Here is an 11,222-nt window from a genome sequence, read left to right on the forward strand (position 1 = left end):
CTGCTGCCCCTGTCGCGGCCGCGCGCCCGGCACCGGTCGCCAAGCCCGCGCCGCAACCCGAAGCCACGTCCGTCCCGCCGTGGGAAGCCGCGGGTGCAAGTGACGTACCGCCGTGGGAAGAGATGCCGCCCGATCTGCCTGTGATCGGTCCGTACGACAGCGATCCGGGCTATGACCCGAGCTTCGGTGGTTTCGACAACGGCTTTGAATCCGACAGCGCCGATCGCGCGCCGCGCGCTGCTCGCAAGCCGGCGCCGACGCAATTGGCAGCCAAGCCGGTCAGCAAGCCCGAACCGGAACCGGCAGTGCAACTGGCACCTGCCGTCCCGCAAGTGGCGCCAAGCGCCGGCGAGGATGGCACGCCGCCGGTTTTCACTGGCGACTGGCCCGAGTTCGCCGCCACCCTGCCGCTCAAGGGGCTGGCCCAGCAGCTTGCACTTCAAAGCGAACTGCATCGCGTGGTCGGCCGTACGCTGCATCTGCGCGTGCCGGTTGCGGCGATTGCCGAAGCTAACGTCGCGGAGCGGCTTCAGGCCGCGCTGGTCGAGCATTTCCGCGTCGACGTGCGCGTGCAATGCGTCGTCGGCGGCGTGACGCATACCGCGGCGGCTGTCGATGCCGCGGCGCGTGCCGAACGCCAGCGCGAAGCCGAGGCCGAGATCGACCGCGACCCGTTTGTACAAGGTCTGCTGCGGGAGTTCGGCGGCCAGATCGTGCCAGGGTCGATCCAGCCGCGCGCAGCCTGAATCTCAAGTTTCAAGTGGCGGCCGCCTGACCAAGGGCCGCGCCGCCCGCCCCCATCCACACGTATTCAAGGAGTGATCCCATGATGAAAGGTCAACTGGCCGGGCTGATGAAGCAAGCCCAGCAGATGCAGGAAAACATGAAGAAGATGCAGGAGCAGCTTGCCCAGATCGAGGTCGAGGGCCAGTCCGGCGCCGGCCTTGTGAAGGTGGTGATGACCTGCAAGAACGACGTCAAGCGCGTCACGATCGATCCGAGCCTGCTGGCCGATGACAAGGATCTGCTGGAAGACCTGGTAGCCGCCGCGTTCAACGACGCCGTGCGCAAGGCCGAGGCCACCACGCAAGAAAAGATGGGTTCGATGACGTCGGGTCTGCCGCTGCCTCCGGGCTTCAAGCTGCCATTCTGATGACACGTTCCGACCAGGCGGCTCTGTCATGAGAGCGGCGCCGCCCACCTCGCTGCAGGCGCTGATCGAGGCGCTCAAGGTGCTGCCCGGCGTTGGACCGAAGTCGGCCCAACGCATGGCGTATCACCTGCTGCAGCACGACCGCGAAGGCGCGCGCAAGCTTGGCGACGCGCTGCGCGGGGCCGTCGATGGCATCCGCCATTGCACGCGCTGCAATACCTTCACCGAACTCGAAATCTGCGGAACCTGCAGCGATCCAGAGCGTGACGCGACGCTGCTCTGCGTGGTCGAAACGCCGGCCGATCAGGTCATGATCGAGCAGACGCTGACCTATCGCGGCCAGTATTTCGTGCTGATGGGGCGGCTCTCGCCGCTCGACGGCATCGGTCCGAAGGAGATTCATCTCGACCGCCTGCTGGCACGTGCTACCGACCCCGAACTCGGTGGCCCGGCCAGCGAGGTGATCGTCGCCACCAACTTCACCAGCGAGGGCGAGGCCACCGCGCACTACATCGGCGAAATGCTGAAGGCGCGCGGGCTCAAGGTCTCGCGTCTGGCGCGAGGCGTGCCGGTGGGTGGCGAACTGGAATACGTGGATGCGGGCACCATCGCCCGCGCCGTGATGGACCGTCGCACCCTGTAACGGACCATGAATCTGGCGCGCTTCGATCTCGTCACGCTGGGGCTGTTCGTGGCCGTGGCACGGCAGGGCAGTATCTCGGCCGGCGCGCGGCAATCGCATCTCGCCGTGGCGGCTGCCAGCAAGCGGATCTCCGACCTGGAGACTGCGGTCGGGGCGCCGCTGTTTTTTCGCCATGCCGCTGGCGTGCAGCTTACCGAGGCGGGGCAGGCCTGCTTCCACCACGCGCTGACCATCCTGCAGGACGTGGAGCGCATGGCCGGGGTGATGTCCGACTACGCCTCGGGTGTGCGCGGGCAGGTGCGCGTCTGTGCCAATACCTCGGCCATCACGCAGTTTCTTCCCGATGATCTGGCGCAGTTCATGCGCCAGCATCCCACCATCCGCATCGAACTCGAAGAACACAACAGCAGCGATATCGTTGCCGCTGTCATGGAAAACCGGGCCGATGTGGGCATCTTCGCCGACCGCACGCCGTGCGCGGGACTGGTGACGGTCGAGTATCGGCAGGACGAACTCGTCATCATCACGCCGCCGGGGCATCCGCTGGCGCAAAACGGCCCGGTCCACTATGCCGATGCGCTCGAATACGACTTCGTCAGCTTGCCGCAGGTGACCTCGCTGGCGGCACGGCTGCTGGAAGAGAGTAGTCGGCTCGAGCGGCAGTTTCGGTTGCGCATCCAGGTGCGGAGCTTCGACGCGATGTGCCGCATGGTCATGGCCGGTCTGGGCGTGGGGGTGCTGCCGCGGATCGCCGCGGAGCCGCACGTCAAGTCGATGGGGCTCTCGCTGGTCGGTCTTCAGGACGCCTGGGCGCGCCGCTCGCTGCTGATCGGCATGCGAGACCCGGCCGGGCTCACGGTCTCGGCGCGGCTGCTGATCAGCCATCTCTGCGGCGACCGCGCGCCATTCTGAGCCCCCGAGCCCGCTTCCGAACCCTATAGGGTTCTCCCTGATCTTTCGCATTCCGAGAAAGCCCGCTTTCCGGAATGCCGATTCCGCATCACCCCGCCGCTGGGGCACACTCCGTCGAAACTACGCCAATCCACCCCAATTGGGGTCAGTTTCTCGGAGACACTCATGGCGCGACAGATTCTCGACGGCATCCGCGTTCTCGAACTGGGCCAGCTGATTGCAGGCCCCTTTGCCGCCAAGACACTTGCCGATTTCGGCGCACACGTGGTCAAGGTGGAGCCGCCCGGGCAGGGCGATCCGCTGCGAAAGTGGCGCATGTTGCACGAAGACACCTCGGTCTGGTGGGAAGCTCAGTCACGCAACAAGCAGTCGATTGCCATCGATCTGCGCCAGCCGGAGGGCCAGGCGCTGGTGCGCAAGCTGGCCAGCGAGGCCGATGTCCTGATCGAGAACTTCCGCCCGGGAACCATGGAGAAATGGGGGCTCGGCTGGGATGTGCTTCATGCCGACAATCCGAAGCTGATCATGGTGCGGGTCTCGGGCTACGGCCAAAGCGGCCCGAAGCGGGATGAGCCCGGCTTTGCGGCGGTGGCCGAGGCGATGAGCGGGCTGCGCTACCTGACCGGCGAGCCCGGACGCCCGCCCGTGCGCGCGGGCTTGTCGCTGGGTGACACGATCGCCGGCCTGCATGGCGCGCTTGGCGTGCTGCTGGCGCTGTACGAACGCGATGCGCGCGGTGGCGAAGGCCAGGTCATCGACGTGGCGCTGTACGAGTCGCTGTTCAATCTGAGCGAAAGCCTGTTGCCCGAGTACTCCGCGTTCGGCGCTGTGCGCCAGCCGGCCGGGGGGGCCTTGCCGGGGATCGCGCCGTCGAATGCCTACCTGTGCGGCTGCGGCGAGTATGTGCTGATCGCTGCCAACGGTGACGCAATCTTCCGCCGCCTGATGGCCGCGATGGGTCGCAACGACCTGGGCGAAGACCCGGCGCTGGCACGCAATGATGGCCGCGTGAAGCGTGTCGACGAGATCGACGCCGCGATTACCGCCTGGACGAAGACACAAACCGTGGCCTCCGCGCTGGAAGTGCTGCGCACCGCCGACGTGCCGTCTGGCCGCATCTACACCGTCAAGGACATTGCCGAAGACCCGCACTACCGGGCGCGCGGCGTAATCGAGACGGTGACATCCGCGAAGGGCCTGCAGGTGGAGGTGCCGGGCATCATGCCGAAGCTGTCGGGCAATCCCGGCGGCATCCACGATCGCGCGCCGACGCTGGGCGAGCATACCGATTCCGTGCTGGCCGATGCCGGCTTCGACGCAGCGGCCATTGCCGACCTGCGTACGCGTGGAGTGATTGCATGAGTGCCAAGATGAGTGCTGCTACGTATCCGCTGTCAGGCCCGGCGAAGGTCGAGATCAACGAAGTCGCCCCGCGCGACGGGCTCCAGATCGAACCGTTCATCGTCCCCACCGAGGGCAAGGTCGTCTTCGTCAACGCGCTGGCACGTTGCGGTTTCGCGCGTATCGAAGCCACGTCGTTCACGTCGGCCCGCGCCATTCCCGCGCTGGCAGATGCGGAAGCCGTGATGCATCAGGTCGAGCGCGTCCCCGGTGTTGGGCTGACCGTGCTGGTGCCGAACCTGCGCGGGCTGGAGCGCGCGTTGTCTTGCCGCCCCGACGAAGTCAATCTGGTGATGTCGTCCAGCGAGACGCACAACCGCGCCAATCTGCGCATGACGCGCGATCAGTCGCAGGCCCAGTTGCTGGCGATGATCGCTGAAGCGGGCAAGGCCGGCGTGCCTGTCAACGTATCGCTGTCGACCGTATTCGGCTGCCCGTTCGAGGGCGACGTCAGCGAAGCCGAGGTCATGCGCCTGGCGAAGGCGTTTGCCGATGCCGGCGCGGCGGGTATCACCCTGTGCGATACCACGGGCATGGCCTATCCCAACCAGGTGGCCGCGCTCTGCGAAGCGTTCCAGCACGCCTTGCCGAAGACTGGCCTGACGATTCACCTGCACAACACCCGAGGCATGGGCCTGGCGAACGCGATCGCCGCGTGGCAGACCGGCGTGACGCGGTTCGACGCCGCGGCCGGTGGGTTGGGTGGGTGCCCGTACGCGCCCGGCGCGAGCGGCAACGTCAGCACCGAGGATCTTGTGCACATGTTCGCGTCGATGGGCGTGGATACGGGCGTTGATCTGGATGCGCTGCTCGACGTGGTCGCGGGCGTCTCCGATCTGGTGCAACGCGACGTGTCCAGCCAGCTCCTGCGCGCCGGCCCGCGCCTGCGCACGCATCAGCCGCCAGCGTGGATGGAAGCGTTCTTCGCCAAGACTTGATGGCAGGCATCAACCGACAGATTTTTTGAGTCCCCCAATAAAACATACGGAGACAACCATGAAACGCACACTGATTGGTGCCGGCACACTGCTGGCTGCCACCGGTCTGGCCATGTCCGCGGCCGCACACGCGCAGGAGGGCACGTACCCCAATCGCCCGATCATGCTTGTGGTGTCGGCCGCCGCCGGTGGCACGACCGATCTGGCCGCCCGCATGATTTCCGAGCCGCTGTCGAAGGCGCTCGGACAATCGGTGGTGGTCGACAACAAGCCCGGCGGCAATGGCACGATTGCCGCGCAGGCTGTGCAACGGGCCAAGCCGGATGGCTACACGCTGCTGGTGCAGTACTCGGGCTATCACGTGATCACGCCGTTGCTGACGAAGACTTCGTGGGACCCGGTCAAGGACTTCGCGCCGGTGGCCAACCTGCTGTCGGCGCCGCAGGTGCTGGTGGTGCGTTCCAGCCTGCCGGTGAAGTCGCTGAAGGAACTGGTGGCCTACGCCAAGGCCAATCCGAACAAGCTCAACTACGCATCGTCGGGCAATGGGTCGCTGCAGCACGTCTCGACCGAATTGCTTAACGAGATGGCGGGTATCCAGATCACGCACGTGCCCTATAAGGGCACGGGTCCAGCGATGACCGACCTGCTCGGCGGCAATGTCGACATGACGATCACCACGCCGCCGCCGCTGATGGGCCATATCGCCGCCGGCAAGCTGCGTCCGCTCGTGGTCACGAGCAAGACCCGGCTGCCCAGCCTGAAGGACGTGCCGTCGGCGCCGGAGGCCGGCTATCCCGATCTCGACGTTTCGTCCTGGTTCGCGATGTACGCGCCCGTGGGTACGCCCAAGCCAGTGATCGACCGGCTGACAACCGAGATCGAGAAGATCATGAAGTCGGAGGCGTTCCGCAAGAAGGCCGAGGAGCTTGGTGCGGAGGCACGCTACATGAATCCGCAACAGCTCGACCAGTACCAGCGCGCCGAGTTGCAGCGCTGGACCAAGGTGATCAAGGCCGCCGATATCCACGCGGAATGACGGGTTGGCAAGCTGCCTGAAAGGGGCGGCGTGTAGCATGGCCGCCGCCGCGTCTGCCGGGATTAGGTATTGATCCCGATGCGCATGGCGCTTGCGTCCGCTAGCATCGCAGCAAGCCGCCATGCGGCGCGCCCCTCGATCGAACAGAAATAGAAAAGGCAGGAGAGCCATATGTACAACAAGAAGTTCTGGAAACAGGTGCTGATCGCGCTGGCGCTGTTCCTGGCTGGCTGGTTCACGTTTGGCAGCGCGCAGGCGCAGGGCAAGCCGGAGAAGAGCAAGGTCACCATCGCCGTGGGGGGCAAGAACCTGTTCTACTACCTGCCGCTGACGATCGCCGAGCGCCTGGGCTACTTCAAGGAAGAAGGGCTCGACGTCGAGATCGTCGACTTTGCCGGTGGCGCCAAGGCGCTGCAGGCCGTGGTCGGCGGCAGCGCCGATGTGGTGTCGGGCGCGTACGAACACACGATCAACCTGCAGGCCAAGGGCCAGCAGTACCAGGAGTTCGTGCTCCAGGGCCGCGCGCCGCAGATCGTGCTGGTGGTGTCGAACAAGACCATGCCGAACTTCAAGTCGATTGCCGACCTGAAGGGCAAGAAGATCGGCGTGACCGCGCCGGGTTCGTCGACCAACATGATGGCTAGCTTCGTGCTGGCCAAGGCCGGCCTGAAGCCGTCCGACGTGTCGTTCATCGGTGTGGGCGCCAGCGCCGGCGCGGTGGCCGCGATGCGTTCGGGCCAGATCGACGCCATGGCCAACCTCGATCCGGTGATCTCGATGCTGACGCAGAAGAACGAGGTCAAGATCGCCTCGGACACGCGCACGATCAAGGAAACGCAGACCGTGTTCGGCGGCAATATGCCGTCGGGCTGCCTCTACGCGTCGGTGTCGTTCATCCAGCAGAATCCGAACACCACCCAGGCAATGGCCAACGCCATGGTGCGCGCGCTGAAGTGGCTGCAGAAGGCTGGCCCGTCGGACATCGTCAAGACCGTGCCGGAAAGCTACCTGCTGGGTGACCGCGCGCTGTACCTGGCCGCGTGGGACAAGGTCAAGGAAGCGATTTCGCCGGACGGCATGATGCCGGCCGATGGCCCGCACACGGCACTGAACACGCTGCAGCAGTTCGATCCGGAGCTCAAGGGCAAGGCGATCAAGCTCGAGAACACGTTCACGAACAACTTCGTGCAGAAGGCCAACGCCAAGTACAAGTAAGACAAGCCAGTATCCGATCCGGCTCCTTCAAGGAGCCGTCTCCCAGTCGCCCGCCGCGCGCCAGCCGTCCGGCGGGCGAAAGCTTCCCAGAGTCATGCCGTCATGAGCACGCCTGCACTTTCCCTCGAAAACGTGACCTGCACCTTCGTCTCGCGCGAAGACCGCGCGCAGCGCTATACCGCTGTGCGCGACGTCACGCTATCCATCCAGCCCGGCGAGTTTGTCTCTGTCGTGGGCCCCACCGGCTGCGGCAAATCAACGCTGCTGAATGTATCGGCCGGCCTGCTCGAACCCTCGACCGGGACCGTGCGCGTCTTTGGCGAGCTGCTCAAGGGCATCAACGCGCGTGCCGGCTACATGTTCCAGGCCGAAGCGCTGATGCCGTGGCGCAGCGCGCTCGACAACGTGATCGCCGGCCTTGAGTTCCGCGGAGTGCCGCGCGATGAAGCGGTGAAGCAGGGCGAGGAATGGCTGCGGCGCGTGGGGCTGGGCGGGTTTGGTGATCGCTATCCGCACCAGCTATCCGGCGGCATGCGCAAGCGCGTGAGCCTGGCGCAGACGCTGGTGATGGACCCGGACATCATCCTGATGGACGAGCCGTTCTCGGCGCTGGACATCCAGACGCGCCAGCTCATGGAGAACGAGGTGCTCGACCTGTGGGCGGCCAAGCGCAAGGCCGTGCTGTTCATCACGCACGACCTTGACGAGGCCATCGCGATGAGCGACCGCGTGGTGGTGCTGTCCGCCGGGCCGGGCACGCACCCGATCGGCGAGTTTTCCATCGACCTGCCGCGGCCGCGCGATGTGGCCGAGATCCGCAACCATCCGCGCTTCGTGGAGCTGCACGCCGCCATCTGGGACGTGCTGCGCGAAGAAGTGCTCAAGGGCTACGCGCAGCAGCGCAAGGCGGCCTGAGTTTCCCCGATCGGACAACAATCGAACATGGCATTCCGTCCCGACTCAAAAGGTATGCTGCGCGTCTGGCAGCTTCTGCTTCTTGCGGTGGTACTGATCGTGTGGCACATGGCCACGCGTTCCCAGCAAGTGGCGTTCTTCTTCGGTGAGCCGCTGATGGTGGCGCAGCGCATCTGGAGCTGGTTCATCGTCGAACGTGATATCTACCTGCACCTGGGTGTCACGCTGCTCGAAACGGTGCTGGCATTCGGCATTGGTACCGTGTCCGGGCTGGGCGTGGGCCTGTGGCTGGCGCTGAGCCCGTTCACTTCGGCGGTGCTCGATCCCTACGTCAAGGCTGCCAACTCGATGCCACGCGTGATCCTGGCGCCGATCTTCGCGGTCTGGTTCGGTCTCGGCATCTGGTCAAAGGTGGCGCTGGCGGTGACGCTGGTGTTCTTCATCGTCTTTTTCAACGTCTATCAGGGCGTCAAGGAAGTAAGCCCGGTGGTGCTGGCCAACGTGCGCATGCTCGGCGCCAACAAGCGGCAACTGCTGCGCCATGTCTACCTGCCGAGCGCCACGAGCTGGGTGTTTTCCTCGCTGCATACCTCGGTGGGCCTGGCGTTTGTCGGGGCGGTGGTGGGCGAATACCTGGGGTCGGCGCGTGGCGTTGGCTACCTGATCCTGCAGGCGGAAGGCACCTTCGACATCAACACGGTGTTCGCGGGCATCGTGGTGCTGACCGCGTTCGCGCTGGTACTCGACTGGATGGTGACGGTGGGGGAGAAGCGGCTGATGCGATGGCAGCCGAAGTCGGGGGAGACGGAGAAGCTCTGACGCTTGAAGCTGTAATCTGACTTCGCCCCTCTCCCGTGAGCGGGAGAGGGGCGAACAAAAGTCCGACTTAAGGCGTGATGACGATCTTCCCGGTCACCTTGCGGGCTTCCATGTCCTTGAGCGCCTGCGGCGCCTGCTCCAGCGGATACCGCGCCGAGATATGCGGGCGGATCTTGCCTTCCTTCATCCATCCGAGCATCTGCGCCATGTTGGCCTGATTGGCCTTCGGCTCGCGGCGCGCGAACTCACCCCAGAACACGCCCACCAGCGATGCGCCCTTGAGCAGCGCCAGGTTCAGCGGCATCTTGGGGATCTCGCCGTTGGCGAAACCCACCACCAGATAGCGGCCGCGCCAGGCGATCGAGCGGAACGCCGGTTCTGCATAGACGCCGCCCACCGGGTCATAGATGACATCCGGGCCCTTGCCGTCGGTCAGCGCCTTGACGCGCTCGCGCAGGTCCTCGGTGCTGTAGTTGATCAGCGCATCCGCGCCGTGTTCCTTGCAGACTGCCAGCTTTTCATCGGTGGAAGCCGCGGCGATCACACGCGCGCCGATGGCCTTGCCGATCTCGATGGCTGCCAGACCCACGCCACCGGCCGCGCCCAGCACCAGCATCGTTTCACCGGCCTTGAGCTCACCACGGTCCACCACGGCATGGTGGGATGTGCCGTAGGTCAGCGTGAACGCCGCCGCCACGTCGAAGTCGATGCCCGGAGGCATCGGCACCACGGCCTTGGCGGGCGCCTTGGCCTGGCTGGCAAACGCGCCGTTGCCGAGATAGGCGATGACCTTGTCGCCGGGCTTGACGTGCGTGACCCCCGCGCCAACGGCATTGACCACGCCGGCCAGCTCGGAGCCGGGCGAGAACGGCAGCTCCGGCTTGGCCTGGTACTTGTTCTGAATGATCAGGACATCGGGAAAGTTGACGCCGGCTGCCTTGACGTCGATGACGACCTCGCCATCACCCGGCACGAGATCGGGCAGCGTTTCCAGGGTCAGGGAGTCGGGCGGGCCCCAAGCTTTGCACAGTACGGCTTTCATTGTGTCTCCAGTTGGAATGGGGCATGCGCGGGGGTACGCATGCGCTGCGGGCAAGTGTAGCGCAGGAAAAGCACGGTCGTTCTGTTCGAAAAATCGCTGCATGACGTCCATTCGGGCGCCGCATGTCCGGGCGCACGATGACGCTCCCGCGCCGCTTTGCTCGGGTACAATCGCGGCCATGCATATCCTCCTCGCCAACGATGACGGCTACCTCGCGCCGGGACTCGCCGTCCTCCACGCCGCGCTCGCCCCCTTGGCGCGCGTGACCGTGATCGCACCCGAACAGAACCATAGCGGGGCATCGAATTCGCTGACGTTGCAGCGGCCGCTGTCTGTCTACGAAGCGCGGGAGGGCGTGCAGAAAGGTTTTCGCTTCATCAATGGCACGCCGACCGATTGCGTGCACGTGGCGCTGACCGGCCTGCTCGATGATATGCCCGATCTGGTGGTCTCCGGGATCAACCAGGGGCAGAACATGGGCGAGGACGTCCTGTACTCGGGCACGGTGGCCGCAGCCATCGAGGGCTATCTGTTCGGGATTCCGTCGATCGCGTTCTCGCAGGTCAATCACGGCTGGGAGCACCTGGACGCCGCGGCGCGCGTGGCGCGCGAGATCGTCGAGCATGTGATCGCTCACCCGCCGACCGAGCCGCTGCTGCTCAACGTCAATATCCCGAACCTGCCGTACGAACATATCCGCGGGCACCGCGCCACGCGTCTCGGCAAGCGGCATCCGTCACAACCGGTGGTGGTGCAGGTGAATCCGCGCGGGGAAACCAATTACTGGATCGGGCCGGCCGGCGACGCGCGCGACGCAAGCGAAGGCACCGATTTTCACGCGACCGCCAATGGCTACGTCTCGCTGACACCGTTGCAGCTGGACCTGACTCATCGCGGCCAGCTCGAAAAAATCGAACAGTGGTTGGGGTGAGCGTGTCATCGCCACGCTGCCTTCAGTCGTTCACACCGAATCCCCGCGCCTGTCTGCGCGTATCCGTCAGATTGCCGTACCTGTTCAAATGAGTTCCACGCCGCGCCGATCCCGCTTTCCACTTCCGCTCGATGCGGTGGTTGAGCGCAAGCCCGCGCCAGCGCGAACCGCCGGAATGCCCGCGGTCGGCAAGCGCGCGGCACCCCCGGCGCCG

12 protein-coding genes and 1 pseudogene are annotated in these 11,222 nt (G+C 65.4%); 12 read left to right on the forward strand and 1 reads right to left on the reverse strand.

What is annotated here, in order from left to right:
- The 10 genes from D769_RS17340 to D769_RS17385 form a co-directional block, all read left to right on the forward strand.
- Window positions 1–746 (forward strand): DNA polymerase III subunit gamma/tau C-terminal domain-containing protein (locus D769_RS17340; RefSeq protein WP_008647472.1); only part of this gene is annotated, 746 nt, incomplete at its 5' end.
- Window positions 747–826: 80 nt separating this feature from the next.
- Window positions 827–1,153 (forward strand): YbaB/EbfC family nucleoid-associated protein, encoded by a 327-nt coding sequence (locus D769_RS17345; protein WP_008647477.1) that lies wholly within the window; start codon window positions 827–829, stop codon window positions 1,151–1,153.
- Window positions 1,154–1,181: 28 nt separating this feature from the next.
- Entirely contained in the window at window positions 1,182–1,796 is a 615-nt protein-coding gene (gene recR / locus D769_RS17350; protein ID WP_008647479.1) for a recombination mediator RecR, read from the forward strand.
- A gap of 6 nt (window positions 1,797–1,802) precedes the next feature.
- On the forward strand, window positions 1,803–2,708 hold the full coding sequence (locus tag D769_RS17355) for a LysR family transcriptional regulator (protein ID WP_008647482.1): 906 nt from the start codon (window positions 1,803–1,805) through the stop codon (window positions 2,706–2,708).
- Window positions 2,709–2,873: 165 nt separating this feature from the next.
- The gene (locus tag D769_RS17360; RefSeq protein ID WP_008647484.1) at window positions 2,874–4,070 is read left to right on the forward strand and encodes a CaiB/BaiF CoA-transferase family protein; all 1,197 of its coding nucleotides are present in this window, start codon (window positions 2,874–2,876) and stop codon (window positions 4,068–4,070) included.
- 8 nt (window positions 4,071–4,078) lie between these two features.
- Window positions 4,079–5,047 carry a hydroxymethylglutaryl-CoA lyase gene (locus D769_RS17365; RefSeq protein WP_040011097.1) on the forward strand — a complete coding sequence of 323 codons (969 nt, stop codon included), beginning with the start codon at window positions 4,079–4,081 and terminating at the stop codon, window positions 5,045–5,047.
- Window positions 5,048–5,105: 58 nt separating this feature from the next.
- A complete protein-coding gene (locus D769_RS17370) occupies window positions 5,106–6,086 on the forward strand; it encodes a tripartite tricarboxylate transporter substrate binding protein (protein WP_008647488.1) in 981 nt (326 codons plus the stop codon).
- Between the two features lie 171 nt (window positions 6,087–6,257).
- On the forward strand, window positions 6,258–7,301 hold the full coding sequence (locus D769_RS17375; RefSeq protein WP_008647490.1) for an ABC transporter substrate-binding protein: 1,044 nt from the start codon (window positions 6,258–6,260) through the stop codon (window positions 7,299–7,301).
- Between the two features lie 102 nt (window positions 7,302–7,403).
- Window positions 7,404–8,216 carry an ABC transporter ATP-binding protein gene (locus D769_RS17380; protein WP_008647492.1) on the forward strand — a complete coding sequence of 271 codons (813 nt, stop codon included), beginning with the start codon at window positions 7,404–7,406 and terminating at the stop codon, window positions 8,214–8,216.
- 27 nt (window positions 8,217–8,243) lie between these two features.
- Window positions 8,244–9,035: an ABC transporter permease gene (locus D769_RS17385; RefSeq protein WP_035882323.1), complete on the forward strand. Its 792-nt coding sequence runs from the start codon at window positions 8,244–8,246 to the stop codon at window positions 9,033–9,035.
- Between the two features lie 67 nt (window positions 9,036–9,102).
- Here D769_RS17385 and D769_RS17390 read toward each other — a convergent pair whose 3' ends face one another.
- Window positions 9,103–10,077 carry an NADPH:quinone oxidoreductase family protein gene (locus D769_RS17390; RefSeq protein ID WP_008647506.1) on the reverse strand — a complete coding sequence of 325 codons (975 nt, stop codon included), beginning with the start codon at window positions 10,075–10,077 and terminating at the stop codon, window positions 9,103–9,105.
- A gap of 178 nt (window positions 10,078–10,255) precedes the next feature.
- Between D769_RS17390 and surE the strand changes: the two genes are divergently transcribed.
- Window positions 10,256–11,008, forward strand: a complete 753-nt coding sequence (surE, locus tag D769_RS17395; protein ID WP_008647507.1) for a 5'/3'-nucleotidase SurE — start codon at window positions 10,256–10,258, stop codon at window positions 11,006–11,008.
- Between the two features lie 88 nt (window positions 11,009–11,096).
- Window positions 11,097–11,222, forward strand: a pseudogene (locus D769_RS33000) (protein-L-isoaspartate O-methyltransferase); the annotation flags it as partial.

Origin of the sequence: Cupriavidus sp. HMR-1 (genome assembly GCF_000319775.1) — a bacterium.
Classification (GTDB): Bacteria; Pseudomonadota; Gammaproteobacteria; order Burkholderiales; family Burkholderiaceae; genus Cupriavidus; species Cupriavidus metallidurans.